19 protein-coding genes are annotated in these 20,312 nt (G+C 51.0%); 14 read left to right on the forward strand and 5 right to left on the reverse strand.

From position 1 onward, the window contains the following. Both VB081_RS13660 and VB081_RS13665 read left to right on the forward strand, forming a co-directional pair. The coding region (locus VB081_RS13660) for a hypothetical protein (RefSeq protein WP_323401330.1) at window positions 1-498 on the forward strand (498 nt) is incomplete at its 5' end. A gap of 72 nt (window positions 499-570) precedes the next feature. Further along, entirely contained in the window at window positions 571-1,254 is a 684-nt protein-coding gene (locus VB081_RS13665; protein WP_323401331.1) for a D-lyxose/D-mannose family sugar isomerase, read from the forward strand. Window positions 1,255-1,303: 49 nt separating this feature from the next. Here VB081_RS13665 and VB081_RS13670 read toward each other — a convergent pair whose 3' ends face one another. Further along, entirely contained in the window at window positions 1,304-1,981 is a 678-nt protein-coding gene (locus tag VB081_RS13670; RefSeq protein WP_323401332.1) for a transaldolase family protein, read from the reverse strand. 16 nt (window positions 1,982-1,997) lie between these two features. Next, a complete protein-coding gene (fabV, locus tag VB081_RS13675; RefSeq protein WP_323401333.1) occupies window positions 1,998-3,179 on the reverse strand; it encodes an enoyl-ACP reductase FabV in 1,182 nt (393 codons plus the stop codon). 90 nt (window positions 3,180-3,269) lie between these two features. On the opposite strand from fabV, the gene VB081_RS13680 reads away from it, so the two are divergent. Next, window positions 3,270-3,878, forward strand: coding sequence for a 4Fe-4S binding protein (locus tag VB081_RS13680; RefSeq protein WP_323401334.1), 609 nt, complete (start codon window positions 3,270-3,272; stop codon window positions 3,876-3,878). A gap of 60 nt (window positions 3,879-3,938) precedes the next feature. Then, window positions 3,939-4,613, forward strand: a complete 675-nt coding sequence (locus VB081_RS13685; protein WP_323401335.1) for a class I SAM-dependent methyltransferase — start codon at window positions 3,939-3,941, stop codon at window positions 4,611-4,613. Between the two features lie 35 nt (window positions 4,614-4,648). On the opposite strand, the gene VB081_RS13690 is transcribed toward VB081_RS13685, so the two are convergent. Then, window positions 4,649-5,179, reverse strand: a complete 531-nt coding sequence (locus VB081_RS13690; RefSeq protein ID WP_323401336.1) for a DUF6125 family protein — start codon at window positions 5,177-5,179, stop codon at window positions 4,649-4,651. Between the two features lie 141 nt (window positions 5,180-5,320). Here VB081_RS13690 and VB081_RS13695 point away from each other — a divergent pair, with 141 nt between their 5' ends. The 10 genes from VB081_RS13695 to VB081_RS13740 all read left to right on the forward strand — a co-directional run bounded on the left by VB081_RS13695 (window position 5,321) and on the right by VB081_RS13740 (window position 17,752). Continuing rightward, window positions 5,321-5,974 carry an HAD family hydrolase gene (locus VB081_RS13695; protein ID WP_323401337.1) on the forward strand — a complete coding sequence of 218 codons (654 nt, stop codon included), beginning with the start codon at window positions 5,321-5,323 and terminating at the stop codon, window positions 5,972-5,974. A gap of 175 nt (window positions 5,975-6,149) precedes the next feature. Beyond that, window positions 6,150-8,468, forward strand: a complete 2,319-nt coding sequence (locus tag VB081_RS13700; RefSeq protein ID WP_323401338.1) for a glycogen/starch/alpha-glucan phosphorylase — start codon at window positions 6,150-6,152, stop codon at window positions 8,466-8,468. 217 nt (window positions 8,469-8,685) lie between these two features. Continuing rightward, entirely contained in the window at window positions 8,686-9,792 is a 1,107-nt protein-coding gene (locus VB081_RS13705; RefSeq protein WP_323401339.1) for an ROK family protein, read from the forward strand. A 51-nt stretch (window positions 9,793-9,843) separates the two neighbouring features. Further along, window positions 9,844-10,575: a 6-phosphogluconolactonase gene (locus VB081_RS13710; RefSeq protein WP_323401340.1), complete on the forward strand. Its 732-nt coding sequence runs from the start codon at window positions 9,844-9,846 to the stop codon at window positions 10,573-10,575. Between the two features lie 11 nt (window positions 10,576-10,586). After that, on the forward strand, window positions 10,587-11,684 hold the full coding sequence (locus tag VB081_RS13715; RefSeq protein ID WP_323401341.1) for a PfkB family carbohydrate kinase: 1,098 nt from the start codon (window positions 10,587-10,589) through the stop codon (window positions 11,682-11,684). A gap of 45 nt (window positions 11,685-11,729) precedes the next feature. Beyond that, window positions 11,730-12,887 (forward strand): substrate-binding domain-containing protein, encoded by a 1,158-nt coding sequence (locus VB081_RS13720; protein WP_323401342.1) that lies wholly within the window; start codon window positions 11,730-11,732, stop codon window positions 12,885-12,887. Window positions 12,888-12,922: 35 nt separating this feature from the next. Beyond that, on the forward strand, window positions 12,923-14,452 hold the full coding sequence (locus tag VB081_RS13725) for a sugar ABC transporter ATP-binding protein (RefSeq protein ID WP_323401343.1): 1,530 nt from the start codon (window positions 12,923-12,925) through the stop codon (window positions 14,450-14,452). Further along, window positions 14,433-15,395, forward strand: a complete 963-nt coding sequence (locus VB081_RS13730) for an ABC transporter permease (RefSeq protein ID WP_323401344.1) — start codon at window positions 14,433-14,435, stop codon at window positions 15,393-15,395. The genes VB081_RS13725 and VB081_RS13730 overlap by 20 nt, the downstream gene beginning before the upstream one ends. 10 nt (window positions 15,396-15,405) lie before the next feature. Then, entirely contained in the window at window positions 15,406-16,371 is a 966-nt protein-coding gene (locus VB081_RS13735; RefSeq protein WP_323401345.1) for an ABC transporter permease, read from the forward strand. Between the two features lie 16 nt (window positions 16,372-16,387). After that, complete coding sequence (locus VB081_RS13740; RefSeq protein WP_323401346.1) at window positions 16,388-17,752, forward strand: family 4 glycosyl hydrolase; 1,365 nt, start codon at window positions 16,388-16,390, stop codon at window positions 17,750-17,752. A gap of 241 nt (window positions 17,753-17,993) precedes the next feature. On the opposite strand, the gene VB081_RS13745 is transcribed toward VB081_RS13740, so the two are convergent. Both VB081_RS13745 and VB081_RS13750 read right to left on the reverse strand, forming a co-directional pair. Beyond that, a complete protein-coding gene (locus tag VB081_RS13745; RefSeq protein ID WP_323401347.1) occupies window positions 17,994-18,464 on the reverse strand; it encodes a hypothetical protein in 471 nt (156 codons plus the stop codon). 41 nt (window positions 18,465-18,505) lie between these two features. Further along, window positions 18,506-20,312, reverse strand: a 1,807-nt coding sequence (locus VB081_RS13750) for a hypothetical protein (RefSeq protein ID WP_323401348.1), incomplete at its 5' end; no start/stop codon positions are given.

Raw genomic sequence — 20,312 nt, forward strand, 5'->3', positions numbered from 1 at the left:
AATATGATCGTACAAGTAAGAAACACGAACAACGTTGCGGTTCCCAAGATCACAATAGCGCTTAGTTCGCCGGAGGATAAACGCGAGCTGGTGTTTTACCAGGTGGGCGCAGGGCGCAGTATATCGATCCCCATTGAAAAAAAGCCCAACGAGCTACCGCCGGCTGTAAATGCGAAGGTCCGCATATCGATGGCTGCAAATGAATATATCGATATCACAGACAAGCTGAATGTCAACATCGAGAAGGGCGAAACAGAGGCGCTGCTCACAGTGCACAACGGGGCGGAACAGGCGTGTGCAACACTCAACATCACCGTAAAATTTGTCAACGGAGCAGACATCGTTTATGCCCAGATGCAGGAGTTGCAAGCCCCTATAGAGCCGGGCGAAAGCACAGTGCTTACGTTTTCACTGCCGGAAGAGTTAAAAGAGGAAGGCATTACCTTTGACCGGGTCGAATACGCATTCAATCAGGCGGTCGCTCAAAAAAGCGAATAACAGAATTGACATGCTTTTATGGCAGGTGCTATCATAATGGGAGAAACATGATACAGGGGGAAAGATAACACGATGAAAAGATCAGAAGTGAATCGAATTTTAGAGCAAACAAAAGAGGCGCTCGACGCGCACATGATCCGCCTGCCGGATTTTGCTTATTGGAACATCGACGACTGGAAGAACAGCAAGGAAGATACGAGCCGCATCCGCCGCGTTATGCAGGGATGGGATATCACCGATTTCGGCATGAAGAATTTTGAAGAGGTGGGCGCGGTGCTCTTTACCATTCGCAACGGCTTGCAGGACGAGCCGGGCGTAGGTACGCCGTATGCCGAAAAGATGTTGTTTGTGAAGGACGGGCAAAGGCTGCCGCTGCACTATCACGTTACAAAAACGGAAGACATCATCAACCGCGGCGGCGGAGATATGTTTATGATTCTTTACAATGTAACAAAAGACCTGAAGCCGGATATGGAGAGCGACGTGACCTTTTATTGCGACGGTATTCCTAAAACGGTCAAAGCGGGGGAGAAGTTCCTGATCACGCGCGGCAACAGCATTACCTTAGCGCCGTATTCGCTCCATACGTTTGGTGCGGAAAAGGGCACGGGAGACCTGATCGCATGGGAAGTTTCCTCCGTCAACGACGACAACGCGGACAACTATTGGGCGGAAGCCGCCAGCCGTTTTTCAGGCATAGAGGAAGACGAACAGCCGTTGTACCTGCTATGCAACGAATACGATAAATTTCTATAGAGAATTAAAAAAGGGCAGTACGGAAGGTACTGCCCTTTTTTGGTGCGTATTATTTCAAATGCGTGCCTTCCACCTCATTGACGAGTGAAAGGAAGTCCTGCCCAAAGTTTTCGTCCGCGCACATCGTCGCGTCGTGATAAGTAAGCGCGCGCAGCACGTCCGGCGCCGCGGTGATCGCACCAACGCCGTATTTGCACAGGCTTAAAACCTGATGTGAATTACGGAAGCTTGCCGCAATGACCTGCGCTTCTAAGTTGTGGATGCGGAAAATGTCGTGGATATCTTTTGCTACCTGAATGCCGTCTGCGCCCATGTTATCGAGGCGGTTGATGTACGGCGCGGCAAAACGCGCGCCCGCCTTTGCTGCCATAAAGGCCTGCATAGCATTGTAGACGACGGTCGCTGTGATGTTGATGCCTTCCTTTTTTAACAGGCGGATAGCGCGCAGGCCCTCGGGTGTAACAGGAACCTTGACAAACAAATCGTCTCCCAATTCCCGCAGCATGAAATGCGCTTCGTCCACCATTTTCTCTGCCGTATCGGAAATAAGCTGCGCGTGCAGCATGGATTCCTTGGGGATAAAGGAACGAATCTCCTTTAGTACATGAAAAATGTTTTGGTGCTCCTTTAACAGGATGGACGGGTTGGTGGTGACCCCATCGTAAGGAAAGCTGTCGTATAGCTTCCGAATCTCGTCAATATTGGCATTATCGATCAATACAAGCATTATTTCCGCCTCTTTCTTATTCGCCGATGCTCGGCACGCTGACTTGTGTATCAACATCCGCGCTGTAGTCGATGCCCGGGATGTTAAAGCCAAACATCTGATAAAAATCTTCCCAATATCCTTCAATGTCCGCGAGTTGCTGCAAATTATCGTCGGATATTCTGTCCCATGTCGCGCTCACCGCGTCCTGCACGTCCTTACGCATCTCCCAGTCGTCGAGGCGGATCATGCCGCGCTCGTCTGTTAGAACATCGCCCGCAAGCAGGCGATCATGCAGCATGCGGTACATCTGCTCAATGCAGCCCTCATGCAGCCCCATGTCTTTCATGACCTTGTAAAGGATGGAAATGTAAAGCGGAACGATAGGGATAGCGGCAGACGACTGCGTCACAAGCCCTTTGTTTACAGAAATATAGGCGGAAACGCCGGGGAACTCCCGCGCGATCTCCTGCGACGTCGCAAACAGGTGCTCCTTCGCCCGTCCGATGGAACCGTTGGTGTACACCGGATAGGTAAGCGACGGCCCGATGTAGGAATACGCGACCGTGACCGCGTCTGTTGCCAGCACGCCCGCACTGCTCAGCGCGGCGATCCAGTCCTTCCAGTCTTCGCCGCCCATGACCTTGACGGTGTCGTCTATCTCCTGCTGCGTCGCAGGGGCGATAGTGACCTCGGATATTTGCCTGGTATTTAAATCAATGGTCTTGTTGGTATAGTCGCTGTCTGTCGTTTTAAGCACGGAGGAATATGTGGTGCCGTCCTCGACCGTTCTGCGAGGAGACGCAAGGCTGTAGATAACCATATCCACCTGCCCCAGATCACGCTTGATCAGGTCGATGGTCTGTTCCTTGATTCCGTTTGAAAAAGCATCGCCGTTGATGGTTTTTGCATACAGCCCGTCTGCGTGGGCAAATTCCTCGAAAGCAGCGGTATTGTACCAGCCGGAAGAGGCGGTGCGCTTACCGTTTGCCGGACGCTCAAACATCACGCCGATCGTTGCCGCGCCGCACGAATATGCAGCCGCAATGCGCGACGAAAGGCCGTACCCCGTCGAAGAACCGATCACTAGTACGTTTTTGCTGCCCGGCGTCTTCGGCTGTCCCTTGACATATTCGATCTGCTGCCGCACGTTTTCCCGGCAACCCGCCGGATGCGCGGTCGTACAGATAAACCCTCTGACCTTTGGTTCTACTATCATGATGAAGCTCCTTTGTTTCAAAAATTAGATACGCGTTTATTTTACCATAGTACGCTGAATTTTTCAGCAAGAAATATCGGGGGATGGATCATGGAAACAAAAGATTATCTGCAAATGATGCGCGAGATAAAGGATTTTGCCTTTGCGACGGTGGACGAATCCGGACGGCCGGAGGTGCGCATCATCGATATCATGATGGTGGAGGATGATTGCCTGTACTTTTTGACGGCACGCGGAAAAGATTTTTACCAGCGGCTTTTAGGGCAGGAGTTTGTCGCGCTCACGGGTCTGACAAAAAATTGGGAGATGCTCTCCCTGCGCGGCAGGGTAAGGCAGGTATCGCAGGAATATTTGCAGCCGATCTTTGAACAAAACCCTTCCATGAACGAGGTCTATCCGGGCGACAGCCGCAATATATTAGAGGTCTTCTGCCTGTATGAAGGACAGGGCGAATATTTCAACCTGTCAGGAATGCCCATCTACCGTGAAACGTTCCTTGTGGGACAGCCGGAGGAAGTATATAGGGGGTTCCTGATCACCGACGGGTGCATCGAATGTGGGCAGTGTGCAGCGGTTTGCCCGCAGCAGTGCATTGCGTCCGCTGCACCATACGTGATCCGTCAAGAAAACTGCCTGCATTGCGGGCTGTGCGCGGAAACGTGCCCTGTAACGGCGATCGACAAACGCACCAGTCTTTAGGCGTTTTTTGCATCACAAAAAAATTCCTGTTATACTATGTAGCAAAAAGGAAGTAGAATTTTGGGCATCAGGGAAAAATTTGAAGCGGTATCAAAAGAATATGACGCACAAAGAAAACAGCTCATACCGTGCTTCGACGATTTTTACAGGTTGCCTGTAGAAACGCTGGATTTTGAGGGGGACGCGCCGCGTGTACTCGATATCGGCGGCGGCACGGGTCTGTTTGCGGCATTTGTGCTGGAAAAATATAAGAATGCGCATCTAACGATGATCGACCTGTCCGCAGGGATGCTCGACGTTGCCCAAAAGCGCTTCGCGGCATATCCCGATTTTGAATATATCACGGCCGATTATACGGCTTATAAGTTTGAAGAAACATTTGATATCATCATTTCCGCGCTGTCTATCCATCACTTAAGCGCCGCGCAGAAGGAAAAGCTGTACAGCGAATGCTACACAATGCTGAATCCGGGCGGGATATTTTTGAATGCGGATCAGGTTCTGAGCCCCGATCCACAGACGGAAGACCTGTTTTCGCGGCTATGGAAGGAGAAGGTCGCGCACAGCGGTATCGATAAAAAAGAGCTCGAAAAGGCATACGAGCGGCAGGCGTTTGATGATCCGTCCACCCTTGCAGACCAGCTTTTATGGCTCAAGAAGGCGGGGTTTTCACAAGTGGACTGTGTGTATAAATATTACGTTTTTGCGGGGATGTACGCCAAAAAGGCGGACTGAAAGAAAACGAAGCATCGACAAGCCCTGAAGCGGTACTAAACCGTCTCAGGGTCTTTTTTCAATGTAAATTTCCATACGCACCACGCACCCTGCTCGGTTAAGTTGGGTGGGCAGCTAATCACTTCTGTCTCAAACCGCGGGTCGATCGCTTTTGCAAACCCGGTATATTCCTCCAGTCCGACGGGCAAACAGGGAAAATCGTCAAGGCCTTTTCGTTTGCGCGCATCCTGCGTACGGCAGCGCCGCGCGCGATAGGTGACGGTATCGCCGTCGATCGTGACCTCCGGCTGGTTGAGTGAAGCCTGCAGCCGGAAGCGGAACGCGAGCGCAAGCCCTTCCACCCCCGCATATTCGCTAAGACCCAAAAATTCCTTTAAGCGCCGTGCCTCGATGGCGGTAAACTGCCGCCAGGCGTTCGCGTCGTGCTCCATCGCTTCTTCCATGCCGCGCTTTTGCTCGATGGACAAAAACCAGCAGCCGTCGTGCGCCAGCCAGTTTTTAGCGTATATTTTGCAAAGCTCGAGCAGCTTTTCTCTGGAAAGGGACTCGATATCGTGAAATTGCATGAAGCACCTCCGTAGTATGATCGTATTGCATCATTATATATCAGCGCGGACGCAGAAGCAACGCGCTGTGCTAGGTTGACGAACAAGGCGTGCTGTGATATGGTTCTCATGTATTGTATTTTTGGAAAAAGGGGAAAAGCAATGCCCAAATACGATTTTCTGATCTTTGATATGGATGGTACGTTCATCGATTCCGCACCCTTCCACATCGCCGCGTACCACCGCTTTTTTGACACGCACGAAATTGAGGTGAGTATGGGTGATACGATTCTGGGACTTGGGTTCACGATCGAAGAAATGTTCCGCAATATCGGCGTTCCTGAGGAGCGGGTGGACGAGGTATATGAAAAGCTGGCGGCCTTTTACAAGGGCGGGGTAGACGACCTCATGATGGACATTCCGCTGATCGACGGTGCAAAAGAGGTTTTTAATACGCTTGCAGACCGCGGATACCCGATGAGTGTCGTGACGAACAGCCTGCAGCCCGCCGCAGAGCGTATCCTTGACCTGCACGGCTTACAGGATTATTTCAAGGCCGTGGAAGGCGCGACACAGAAGGAATCGGATAAGGAAAAGCGCTGTATGGACGTGTGTGACGCTCACTGCAAAGAAGGACGCGTGCTGCTCATCGGCGACGCAGGGCGCGACATGGAGATCGCAAAAGACGCAGGTTGGGACTGTTGCCTTGCGGTGACGGACATCGCATGGGCGCGCGACCCACAGTCTGTGATTGACCAGTTCGACCCAACATATGTGATCAACGGGTTCCCGGAGCTGCTTCAAATACTGGATTAAATGAAAAGGCTGTACCTTGCTGGTACAGCCTTTTTTGAGCCGCTTTCCCGCACATCACAAAAGTTTTACAATCGTTTTTGTATTGGGCGTGTGCCGTTTGACAAAAAAGGTTATAAATGCTATAATTCGCGTATTTTCATTGCGGAAAAACAGCGGTGAAAAGTCAGGAGATATAATGAAGGCATTAGAAAGAATAGAGCATATCGTGCAAGACGATATGCAAAAGCAATTGTGTGATACGACCGCGGCGGAGCTCAATGCGGCGATCGCCCAGGCGGTCATAGAAGAGATCTCGCCCGCGTGGAACGCAGAGCGTGACGCGCAAAAAAGAAAGGCGTATTATTTTTCGGCGGAATACTTAATCGGGCGTATGGTATTCAATAACATATACGCGCTCGGCTGGCTGAAGGAGCTGAAGGCGGAACTGCTTGCCCGCGGCGTGGACATCAAAAAAATGGAAGATATTGAAGATGCGGCAACGGGCAACGGCGGCCTGGGAAGGCTGGCGGCGTGCTTTCTCGATTCCGCGGCGACGCTCGGCCTGCCGCTTGTCGGCTATGGCATCAAATACAAAAACGGCCTCTTTCGCCAGAAATTCGAAGACGGATTTCAGGTAGAGGTGGCGGACGACTGGAAAAGCGACACCGACCCGTGGTTTTTGCGCAAGGAAGACGAAAGCGTGATCGTCAGGTTCCACGGACAGGAAATAAAAGCCGTGCCCTACGATATGCCGGTCATCGGATTTGAGGGAGGGCAGGTCAATACGCTGCGCCTGTGGCAGGCAGAAGCGCTGCGTGAATTTGATTTCCAAAAATTTAACGACGGGGATTACGCCGGTGCGGTAGCGGAAAAAAACAGCGCGGAAATGATCACCCGCGTCCTATACCCCAACGACAGCACGCAGGAGGGCAAAGAGCTGCGCTTAAAGCAGGAGTACTTCTTTACCAGCGCATCGCTTAAGGACTTGCTGCGCAGGTACAAGCGCGACTACGAATGCGATATGCGGGACTTTGCAAAATACCATACGATCCAGCTAAACGACACACATCCGGTGATCGCGATCCCGGAGTTTATCCGGCTGATGGGGGAGGAAGGAGTCGATTTTGAAGACGCGTTTTTAATGGCGCGCGACGTGTTCGCCTATACCAACCATACCATCATGGCGGAGGCGCTCGAAACGTGGAACATCGATTTGTTCCGCACCTTGCTGCCTAAGCTTTACGAGATCGTGGTGCTCATCAATGACAGGCTGCTCGCCGAAATAGGCGACCGGAACAAGGACGAGCTTGAGATATTGTGCGGCGGTGCGGTACACATGGCGCGCCTCGCTGTGTATTGCTCCAAAAAGGTCAACGGCGTAGCGGCGATCCACACAGAGCTTTTAAAGGAAAAGGTGTTATGCAATTGGTACGAGTGGTTTCCCGAGCGTTTTCTAAATAAGACGAACGGCGTGACACAGCGCAGGTGGCTTGCGCTGTGCGACCCGGAGCTTGCGGAGCTCATTTCGGAAAAAATCGGCTGGGGCTGGGTAAAGGACTTGGAGCAGATCAGGGGCATCGAGCCTTATATCGGGGACGACAGCTTTGTACGGCGCTTTAACGAGGCCAAGCAGGTGCGCAAGGATAAGCTTGCGTTATACATCTATAAACGCGATAAGATCGCCGTGCGCGCAGATTCGGTATTTGATATCCAGATCAAGCGTCTGCACGAATACAAACGGCAGCTTTTGAATGCGTTCTCTATCTTGGATATCTACTTCCGCCTCAAAAGCGGGGAGCTTACGGATTTCCCGCAGACGACGTTTTTGTTTGGCTCCAAAGCGGCGCCCGGCTATTATATCGCCAAAGGGATCATCAAATTCATCAACGAGATCGGCCGCATGATAGAGAATGATCCTGCGGTAAACGACATTTTGCAGGTCGTGTTTGTTTCCAACTACGACGTTTCCTACGCGGAAAAGCTGGTAACGGCGGCAGACATTTCCGAGCAGATATCCACAGCGGGCATGGAGGCTTCGGGCACGGGCAACATGAAGTTCATGATGAACGGCGCGGTCACGCTGGGCACGTACGACGGCGCGAACATAGAGATCGTGCAGCAGGCCGGCGAGGAGAACAATTACATATTCGGCGCGCGGGTAGAAGACCTTGTCAGCATCGAAGGGACATACAACCCGATGGAGATTTATGAAAACAATGCACGGCTAAAACGCGTGATCGATACGCTGATCGACGGGACGGTCTCGGACGGAAACACAGGCATGTTCCGTGCGATCTATGATATGCTTTTGCACGGTTCTTATTGCCAGCAGGCGGACAAGTACCGGCTGCTGCTCGATTTTGAAGATTACGTCAACCAGAAGCTGTGTGCCATTTACGATACGAAGGACAAAATGGCGTTTGGGCGCAAGTGCTTGTATAACGTTGCGCGCAGCGCATTTTTCTCTAGCGACCGTACGGTCGGGGAATATGCGCGGGAAATATGGGAACTATAATGAGGCAAAAAAGAAAGAGCGGTATCCCTGCTCTTTCTTTTTTTGATTAAATTTTTATACAGGGGATTGACAAAAAAACAAACATCGTTTATATTAATTAGTAAAGTTAACTAATTAAATAACCGCGACGCATAAACTATAAAACTGAAATGTGGTTGTAGAAGTCAAAATCTGTGTTAAAATGGAAATGGAACCCAATACGAAGTAAAGAGGAATCATGATGAACGTTTACGTTCCTTCCCATTTGAAAAAAAATAACAGCAGAGTTGTCTATGACCTGTTCCAGGACGGAAATAGCTATTCCAAAGCCGACATCAGCCGGATGACGGGGATCAGCGCGCCGACGGTCATCAAGATCATTGATTCATTCATAGAAAAGGAAATTCTGCTGCACGCCGGCGAAGGCGAAGCGGCCGTAGGCCGCAGGCCAAACCTGCTAAAGCGTAACGAGAAGGCGTTTTATGCCTTTGGGGTAGATTTTCAGGACGAAAACGTGCGCATCGCGCTCGTCGATTTGAACGGCGAGATCATAGATTATATACAAATGCCCTTACGCCTTCCTCTGCAGGATATGCTGGGCCAGGAAATCGTGGCTGCCATCGCTCAGATGATACAGCGCAACGAAGTCCCGCAGCAAAGGATACTGGGCGTGGGGCTAGGGATGCCGGGCGTCGTGGATACGCAAAAAAACACGGTGGAATATGCCTTTACCTTAGGGATGCGCGAAAAAACAGACTGTACGGACATGCTGGCGCAGCTTAGTGAAAAGCTCAGTGTGCCGGTGTTCATGGAAAACGATATCAACGCCGCCGCCGTTGGCGAATTCAAAATGCGCCGGCTGGATAAGAGCGAAGACCTGATCTATATTTCGCTGGGCACAGGGCTTGGCGCAGGCGTGGTGCTCAGTGGCGAGCTCCGCCACGGGATTCACCACTTCGCAGGAGAGATCGCCTATACTTCGTTCGATGAAGACTTCCCCACAAAGGAAGGGCAGCTCGGTTGGCTGGAAAGCACGGTCAACACAGCGGATTTCATCAAAAATGGCATGGACGATAGTGCGGCGAGCTGTGAATATATGGAGCGTATTTCGAAAACGCTTGCGCTTACGATCGCGAATGTTTCGGTATTGCTCGACTTTGACCTCGTTGTGGTCGGTGGACTGCTGGTCAGCCACTTTGGCGAAGCGCTGTTAAAAGAGATACAAAAGAACCTGGAGAATATGAGCCTGCTTAAAATCAACTGCGAGCTTGCAAGCTCCAAGCTGCCCGAGCTTGTGGGCAGCGCGATCATGGTGTGTGAAAAAAGGATCGGCGATATACTATAATTTTTTTCATTAATTAATTAATAAAGTTAGTTAATTAAACAGGGAGGCATTATGAAAATTCAGATTGTAGAAAACGAAAACAAACTCTCCGCTGCGATTGCGGAGGAGATCGAGAATGTAGTCAGCAAAAAACAGGACGCGCTGATGTGCCTGTGCGCGGGGCATTCCCCCGTTCCCGTCATGAAGCAGCTTGTACGTGATGCGCAGGCAAACAAATATCCGGCGGATTCCTTTCGCTTCCTGTCCCTCGACGAATGGGTCGGGCTGGGTATCGAAGACCCGGGCAGCTGCATCCACGATGTATCGAAATACTTTTTAGAGCCACTCGCGCTCGAGCGGGGCGAGCGGATGTTCTTCTTTGACGGACAAAGCGACGATCTGCAAGAGGAATGCGACGGCGCACAAAAGTTCATCGAACAGAACGGCGGCGCGATCGACGTTATCCTTCTCGGCATCGGCATGAACGGTCACATCGGCTTCAACGAGCCGGGCACGAAGGAAACGGACGGCATTCGCGTGGTGACCTTAAGCCAGACGAGCAAAACAGTAGGCGTTAAATATTTTGACAAAGACTACGAGCTGACCTCCGGTATCACGATCGGCATCCCGCAGATCATGCAGGCAAAGAAGGTGATCGTGATGGCGTTTGGCGAGCATAAGGCCGATATCGTAGAGCAGACGATCAAGGGCGAAAAGACAGTGGATTGCCCGGTCACGCTCATCCGTGACCATGCAGATATCACGTTCTATTTTGACAAAGCAGCCGCAAAAAAAATCGTTTAAGGGACACCCTCATGAAAAATCTGTTGGAACAAGCAATTCAAAATTTAGAATATGCGCAACCGGGCGAAAAAACGATCACGCTAGGGTTTGACGGCTGCTCGGATTCCATTTGCAGAGCGGTACGCAAAAAAGACCGGGAAACGGTGGAGTTTTTTGAGACGATGGCGGAGTTTGGGGATTATCTTTCCTCCAAAAGCGGCGTAAGCTGCAGCATCGAGCTTGACGAGAGCGTACGCAAGCCCGGCGGGAACTGTGCGATCTTTGCAAGCGCAGTCAGCGAGTGCAACGTCAATACATCGGTGATCGGCCTGTTTGGAAAGAACCAGATCAACGAAGTGTTCGACGAAATGCGCGAAAAATGTGAGCTTTACAGCTATGGCAACAACGCGATCGCCATGTCGCTGGAATTTCGGGACGGCAAGGTGATGCTTTCCCCCAACGTAAAGATGAAGCACGACGCGTGGGAGCAGATCATTTCGTGCATTGGCGAAGAAAAGCTGAAAAAAGTTTTTGCGGATGCCGATATGCTGGCGCTCGTCAACTGGAGCGAGCTCGAATACGCTTCCTATCTTTGGGAAAAACTGTACGACTATCTTGCGCAAACGCCTGATAAGTCAAAAGAAATATTTGTTGACCTTGCGGACTGCTCGCGCCGTTCAAAAGCGGATATCCGCGAGATGCTTGATATTTTAGAAAAGCTGGCGACCGTGAGGACGGTGATACTGAGCCTCAACGAAAACGAAGCGATGGAAGTGGGCAAGATGCTGTTTGGAAGAAGCATTGCCGACTATCAGGAGCTTTGTCAGCAATTGGGAAGTGAGATCGCGGTAGACGGCGTGGTGCTGCACAGCTGCAGGGATTGTTATTCCTGCATCGGCCATAAAATCTACACGCTGCCCACGCAATTCAACAAAGACCCTAAGCTGCTGACGGGCGCAGGCGACAATTTCAATGCAGGTTATGCGCTTGGAAGGCTGTGTGGTGCACCGAGCGATGTGTGCAACGTCTATGGCAACGCGATGTCGAGCTATTACATCACACATGGCGAAAGCCCGAACATCATGCAGTTAAAGGAACACATCAAACAATGGTATAGCAGTTTGGAATAGACATTCCAAAATCAATAAATCACAAAGAAGAAGAGAGGAAAGAAAATGAAGAAAATTACATTTGTAGTAGTTATGCTGCTGGTACTGGCTATGGTCTTTACGGCCTGCGCACCGGCTCCGGCGCAAGAGTCCGCATCCGAGGCACCCGCAGCAAGCGAGTCCGCGGCAGCGCCCGAATCAGGTGAGGCGAGCGACGGCGCTTCCGAACCGGCAGAGGGCGCAGAGGTAAAACCGCTCAAGGTAGGCCTTTCCAACACATTTATGTATCCGTGGCGTGCACAGATGATCGACGACGTGATGCGTGTGTTTGAAAACTACAAAGGCAAAGGCTGGGTAGAGGGAGACCTCATCGTGCAGCACGCAGGCACAGACACAAACTCCCAGATCGCACAGATCCGCAACATGGTCAATGACGGCGTAGACGTACTGCTCATCAACCCCATCTCTGCAGACGGTCTCAACGAAGTGGCGGAAGAAGCGGTTGCAAAGGGCGTTACGGTCGTTGCTTTTGACCAGGCGATCTCCGCGGAAGGCGTATACAACGTAACGATCGACCACTATAAGTGGGGTTCCCAGTTCGCTGACTGGCTGGCAAATGCGATCGGCAAAGAAGGCGAAGTCGCGTATATCGAGGGAACGCCGGGCATGCCCGCGAACGATCAGCGCGTAGCTGGCTGGAAAGACACGCTCGCAAAATATCCGGACATCAAAATCGTAGGAACGGCAGTAGGAAACTGGGACAACCCGGGTGGACAGAAAGCCGCTTCGCAGCTGATCGCCACAAACCCGAACCTGAAAGGCATCCTTTCTATGGACGGTATGGCAGTAGGCATCTTCAACGCTCTGAAATCCGCGAAGAAGCTTGACAGCATCGTGTCCACAGGTGAAACACAGGTAGCTGGCCTTAAGGAATGGAAATCGATCCGTGAAGAATATCCGGAATTTGTATCCTTTGGTCTTGTAAACCCGCCGGGAATTGGCGCAACTGCGCTTGGATTTGCCGTACGCCTCGCGCAGGGCAAGGAATTCCAGGGAGAGTTTACGGATGGAAACACCTATTTGTATGACGTTTCAGTCAAGGTAGATGAAAACAACTTTGACGAATTCTATACACAGTTTGTAGAGACGGAAGGCCGCCCGGATTCGTATTATCCGGATGAATGGATGAGCGAAGAAGATCTGGACGCTTTATTCAGCAAGTAAAAAATGCCGGAGGATGCAGGCATGGAGGGTAAGACATGAACACATTAGAGGTGAAAGGGATTAGCAAGCATTTCGGGGGCGTCGTCGCCTTAAGCGAAGCCAGCATGGAAATTGCACAAGGTACGGTGTGCGGGCTTCTTGGGGCAAATGGCTCTGGAAAAACCACGTTGTCCCGCGTGATTTCGGGTCTTTACTGCGCGGACGGCGGAGAAATCCTATTTGAAGGAAAACCCGTCACGATCCGCTCAACAAAACAGGCGCGCGAAATCGGCATTGCAATGGCACACCAGAACTTAAGTCTTGTAAACGATATGACGGTCTGGGAAAACATTTGCATGGGCAACGAAGCAAAGAAGGGGATACTGATCGACAGCAAAGAATTACTCGCACAAGCAAAACAAGCGCTTGAGCGGTTCGGTCTGAAAGGGTTCGAGACGTGTAAGGTAAGCGAACTATCCCCGTCTCAAAAGCAATTGGTGGAAATATGCAAGGCGGTTTCCCTAAAGCCAAAGCTGTTGATACTGGACGAACCGACTGCATCCTTAGAATTTGCACAGGTAAATATGCTCTTTGAGATCGTAGCAGAGCTAAAAGAACAAGGCACATCGATTGTGTTCATCTCCCACAGAATGTGGGAGGTGACGCAATTGTGTGATAAGGTCGTGGTGCTTAGAAATGGTAAGACGGTGAGCACGCTCGACCTGCGGGAAATAGACCCGGAAGAACACAACAAAAAAATACTCCGCGAGATCACCGGAAAAGACGAAGAAAAAGAGGTGCTTGCCTCCGATGCAAAAATTGGCAATACCATGCTCAAAATAGAAAATCTATGTATCAAAAATGTCCTGCACGACGTAAGCTTCGAGCTTAAGGAAGGCGAAGTCGTGGGTATATCCGGACTGCAGGGGATGGGGCAGGAGGAACTGCTGCTGGCCATCTCGGGTTTCTTACCCAAAACGTCCGGAGAAATTTACTTCAAAGACAAGAAAACAAAGTGGAGCAACGCGAAAAAAGCGATTGAGCAGGGCGTCGTACTTGTCCCCGGCGACCGCAATAAGGAAGGCTTGTTTCTGCAGCACAACGTTTTCGAGAACCTGCTATATCCGGAATTTTGCAGCAGAAAAGCGTCCTTTATCCTAAACCACCGTGCGCTTAAGAAAAAGACGGATGAATTGATGGAAAAAATATCGCTCACACCGCGCGACCCTTCGATGAACGTCGGAAATTTATCCGGCGGAAACCAACAAAAAGTAGTTGTCGGCAAATGGATCAACCGCAAGCCGAACATACTCCTGATGTCCGACCCCGCAAAAGGGATCGACGTAGAAGCGCGCAGAGAGCTGTATGAAATATGCAGGGGGTTTGCACAGGAAGGGAAATCGGTATTGCTATACGCAAGCGATAACCACGAACTCATCGACATTTGTAATAGGGTGCTGGTCATGTTTGAGGGAAAGATCGTTGCGGAAATACCGCGCGAAGAACTGAGCGACGCGCGCCTCGTGGAAGAGGCGCTGCATATGCATAACGAAGGAGGCGGAGAAGATGGAAAAAGTACAAATTAACCTGAAAAAAGCAACCAAGAGTTCTCTGTTTGCCGGCGTCACTATATTTATCATCATATTTGTCCTGAATGTAATACTCGATCAACGGTTCTTTTCCGCAGATACTATTTACGGAAACCTTTCCGTCATTACGCCGATCGTTGTGGCGACGATCGCACAAAGTATCGTGATCATAAGCGGCAGCATAGACCTTTCGATCGGTGCAAATATCTCCCTTGTCAACTGCATATTGGCGACGGCAATGGGCGATACACCCGAATCCGTGGTGTTTGCACTTGCTGTAAGCCTGCTGGCGGCGCTTGCGGTAAGCGCGCTTAATGGCGTGCTGGTCGCGTACCTGAGGTTACCCGCAATGGTTGCTACCTTTGCCGTTTCCATGATGCTGATCGGGATCGCCTTGCTGGTGCTTCCGGTTCCGGGCGGCTACATCCCCAAATGGTTGCCGGGCATCTATTCGGCGAGCATTGGCGGCGTACTGCCGGCCACTGTGCCCATCCTAGCAGGCATCGGCGTGTTGTGGTGGGTGATTTCTAAAACAAGGTTCGGAAAATATATCTACGCCGTGGGCGGCAATGAAAATGCAGCGGAAGCAAGCGGCATCAATGCAAAACGAATCAAGTTCTGCGCGTTCCTGCTGTCCGGATTCTTTATTTGGATCGTCGGGATCATTGTTTCGGGACAGACGGGCGCAGGGGATTTCAGGGTAGGAAATACGTATCAGCTCTCTACGGTCGCAGCAGCGATCATGGGCGGTGTTGCCCTTGCGGGCGGCACAGGAAAAATGCTGGGCGCGGCGCTCGGGGCCTGCATTATGATACTGATCACCAACATCATTTATTTTGCCGGCATCCCGTCCTTTTATCAGGACATGATCAGGGGATTGATCGTGATCATCGCACTATTTATCGCAGCGATCCCCAACCTAAAGAAACGGACGAGTTGAGGTGGCGAATATGAATATAAGTAAAACACTGACATTAAAAAAGGGAATACAGTCAAATACGTTCATGGCGATCGTATTATCTGTTATACTGTTAGTAGCCGGACAAATCATATCTCCGGGGTTTGCAGCGCCATCCAACATACTGAACCTTCTGATGATCGCGGCTTTTCTGGGTATCATTACCCTGGCGCAAACGATCGTCATGGTTGTGGACAGCGGCGGAATAGACCTGTCGGTCGGTTCCATCCTGCAGTTTGCAATGATATTGATTGCACAGATTTGTGCAAATACCGATAATTTCGTGCTTTCCGTGGTCATCGCGCTTGCAATAAGCACGGGCTTCGGCATCATCAACGGTCTGGGCGTGGCGATCCTGAAAATACCGCCGCTCATCATGACGCTTTCCATGAGCAGCGTCATCATCGGGTTCATGCTTCTTTATACAGGCGGCTTCCCCAACGGTATGGCGCCCGGCGTATTGTATGATTTTGTATACGGCGAGATCGCCGGAATTCCCAACATGATCTGGGTATGGGCGGTCATCATCGTAGTGGTGATGCTTATCACGAAAAAAACCAAGCTGGGCAGTATGCTTTACGGCGTGGGCGCAAACCGTATGACGGCAGAGCTCTCAGGCGTGGATACACGCCTTGTAAGAGTGCTTGCCTACGGTGCGGGCGGCCTTGTATGCGGCATCGCGGGACTGTTCCTGCTCGGCTATATGTCTACCCCGAACAACTTAGAAACAGGCGGCGCTTATGTCATGCCGTCCATCGCGGCGGCAGTCGTCGGCGGGATATCACTTAGCGGTGGACAGGGCAACTACGGCGGAGCGGTCACAGGCGTTATTTTCCTGACCATACTCGAGTCCCTGCTCATGACGATACAGATGGGAGAGCCCGTGCGCAAAATCATTTACGGCGCGGTGGTGCTTTTGATATTGATCAACTATGCAAGAAAGAATGCGAAGAGATAGCAAGGAGGAAACTATCATGGCAAGAGAAAACAAAATCGTATTGATCGGCTCAGGCAGCCAATATACGGAGTTCTTTTTACAGGAAATCTTCAAATACGAAGAATTTAGGGGCTGCACGGTCGCACTGGTGGACAGACGTCCGGAGCGCCTCGAAGAAGTGCTGAACATCGGCAGGAAACTCAATGAGATCATGGACTGGGATGTAGAATTCATCGGCAGCCCCGACCGCAGGGATATGCTGCCCGGTGCAAAGGTCGTTTATATGTTCGCGGCGGTCAACTATATGCACGCCTGGGCGCGTGAACTGGAAATTTGCCAGAAGCACGGTCTCAATCCATATGAATTCCATACGACAGGGCCGGCAGGCCTTTCGATGGCGATGCGCCACGTACCGCTCGCGCTCGATATCGCAGCGGATATGGAGGAGCTTTGCCCGAACGCATGGCTGGTGCTCGACAACAATCCGCTTGCAAGGATTCAGGCGGCGGTCACGCGCCACAGCAAAACAAAGGTGGTTGGCTACTGCTACGGGCACGAGCTCGTGCAAATGGCGTTAGAGCAGATTTTAGGCATGACAGACAGGGAGGAAAGCACCAAGCTTGCCGACCCGGTAGAGCGCGAATTCATGTGTCCGGCGGACAACATCACGTTGCGTCAGGCGGGCGTGAACCACATGATGTGGATACTCGATGTACGCGACAAAAAAACGGGCGAGGACCTGTATCCGAAATTAAAATCGATCCTCGACAGCGTACCGCTCTCAGATATTCCCGCAGGCTACCGTTATTGCACGGAGGTCTATAAATTGTTCGGCCTGTTCGGCTCCCCGGCTGACAGCCACGTAGCGGATTATTGCTGGTCGTCTGATAAGGGCAATCAGGAACGCAGCGGGCTTTACCCCTTCCCGGTAAAAGACTGGTTCGGGGGGCGCGACCAGAACGCATGGGCGCAGATCGCGGCACAGATCACAGGCAAGGAAAGCGCGCAGGCGTTCATCAAGCAGAGAAGGACAGGATGGATGAGCACGCAGATCAGCCGCTATATGTTTGGTGGAGACCCCACCTATTTCCCGGCGTTCAACGCGGTAAACGGCGGAACGATCGAAAACCTCTCGCCCGACCTCATCGTAGAGACGTGCGGCGTGATCGGGCCGGACTATGTGGCACAGACAAAGATCGGCAGGCTGCCCGACGCAGCTGCCGCGATCTGTGAGCTCAATGGCCGCATTGCGCTTCTGGCAGCAGACGCGACCGCGACAGGTGACAAAACACTGGCGCTGCAGTCGCTGCTCGTCGATCCATTTGTACACAGCGAGACAGTGGCGAAGAATATCCTAGAGGATATTCTGCAGGAAAACAAACAGTACGATACACGGTTCTGATTCCGACATAAAATAACAAAAGGGGCTGTCTCAGTTTTTATTCTGAGGCAGCCCCTTTTGTTGTAAGAAACAATTCTTTACTCTTGCGTAACGATAGAATCCTTCTGTGGCTCAACACTTTTTTTCGTATTGAGCCAGAGAAGGAAGAAGAGTGTTCTTTTCGACGGTCTTATGATCTTCTCCATCCATTGCGCTCAGACTAATATGTTCTAATAGTCTATTCTCTTCCGACAGGGGAATATTATACAATTTGCACCTGTACCACCAAACAAAACAATATTCCGAACACGAGGCAAACGATCATTCCAGCTTTCCGCCTGTTTTTTTGTTTTCTCGTCTTAACCAAATAAACAAGAGATAAAGCAATCACAATCAAGCTAGCAAGCCCTCTTGTGCCGCGCACCCAAATCTCCGGATGAAGATCAGACGGCCAGAATGGCGGAAGTATAAGCGGTATTGGCGAAACCAGATAGAACAAAAGCAATGTCACACATACAGGTTTAAGCGCTTCCAGCCAATCAAGGCGCAGTACGGCAATGTACTGCACCATCACAATAACGGTGACAACGGCATGTAGGATGCCGCCCCATAGAAAAATCCAATCAGGCCACCGATTAAAGAGCACCAAGAGCAGCCATATCGTAAAAAGAATATCGGCAATGGCGGCAATATTCAGTGCGATCACTTTTTTCTGTTCAATGCTTTTTTCCATTTTCAGGACTCCTTTTAACATTTGTCCATGCAACGACTATGTTATCCTTGCCATTTTCCAAGATCATTCATCCCCATGGTCTGATAATACTTATCATAAAGCTCACCGGCATTCCGGTTTGTTTCATTTGAAGAGTTAAAAATCTTTTGTAAATCCATCCACCATCTATCCTTATTCGCCGCGTCATATCCCGCTCCTCTCGAATGTCCATGCCCTGTCGCGATCACGCCCAAAGAGTAATTTCCCAATTCTTCCGGGCTCATCACCTTATCACCTACACGGAAATAGCCATAGCCCTCCTGCATCAGGTAATTAACTCCCTCTGCACCGCCAACTCTCAATGCCTCGTCCATCACTTCTTTGGGAATCTGGTCTCCGCATAATTTCTGGATGACCTGTGGTTCATCCTTCAGATAATATACGCCTTTGTTACCAGCGATTCCCAACATCTCTGTTTGCCAGAATGGGTTGTTCAAGCTGTCTGTGACCATCTGTCCATATTTATCCGTCACATCAATAATTTTTGCCGGATCAGCATTTTGTTTGCCAAATTCAGCTTTTAGCAAGAGCAACGTCCCCTCAAGCAAAGTCTCTTTCTCTTCTTGGCTGCTGTTTGGATAACGGTCATCAATTTTTTCCTGAAAAGAATCCCTATAATCTCCAATCACATTCCCTTGATCATCCATTTCAAAATGCATATCTTTTCCAGCCGATTTTTCAATATTCTCAAACGAAACACCTGATCCTGTATCTCCATCGCCTAAAATATCATACATCTGTTTTAGTTCTGTTGGCGCTTCCGCATACCCTTGCTTTTCCACCTGCTGCAACGGCACTGTTTGGCTGATCTGTCCTGACATCGTGCCGCCGTTTGCTTCCTCTGGATGCTCCTCTAAATAATCGCGTATGCCTACTTCCCCCGGGGTCATGGGCTGCGCTCCCGCCGCCAGATCAGCTACTGTATTCGTACTCTGCACATGCGTTTGCGGTGCCTGCGCCGCCCTTACCTCGTCCGCCTTCTCCTGCGTGATCGGCCCCATACCAAGATCAAGGTTGCTGCCACCCGTCTCATCCGGTTTCGGATCTGGCGTCGGCTGTGCCGGCGGCGTTACGCTCGCCGACAATGGCTGTACCATATTCCCCACCGTCTGCGGATCGACCTTCGTCGCTCCCGTTATGATGCCGTCTCGCGCGATCTTCGGATCATTCTTATCCATAGTATACACCATATTCATGCTAGTGTCGGTATCTTTTTCATCTTCAACCGCCTGCGCCAGCTTTGCATTGATCCTCTCACGCAATTCCTTTACGCGCGCATCCAGCGCAGGGGTAAATTTCTTTAGCTCCTCCCGCACGAAATCATTCTTTAGCTCCTGCTCTCCCCACAATCCCTGTATGAACGGGTCGGCAAGGTCGCCGTCTGTGCGGGCTTGCCCCTTGCCAAGACCCTCGGACGGTTTTGTCTTCCCGGAAAACAGTTTATCCGCATAGTCGCCGATCCCTATTTCAAACGCCTTTTGCCTCCCTGCGCGATAGTCCTGCTCCCAACTGTCGCGGTTCAGCTCCAGCACAAACGGGTCGTCCACATCCCCCTTGTGCGCCAACACCGCAGTTGTCAGCCTCTCCACATTTGTTTGGGGTTTGGGCATCGCTCCTTCGTTTTTCCTCATCTGCGGCTTGATCGGCGGAGCTTCCTGTTTTTTCTGCCACTGCGGTATGGCTGCCGGCTCTGCCGGCTTTACCATCTGCGGCTTTTGTACGGTTGTCGGCGCGAGCTTTGCTTGTACCACCGATGGTTTTTGTATCGCCGGCAAAAACGGATTCAGCATGCCTGCAGCTGCTTGCTTT

Origin of the sequence: Christensenella sp. (assembly GCF_034927525.1) — a bacterium.
Lineage (GTDB): Bacteria > Bacillota > Clostridia > Christensenellales > Christensenellaceae > Christensenella.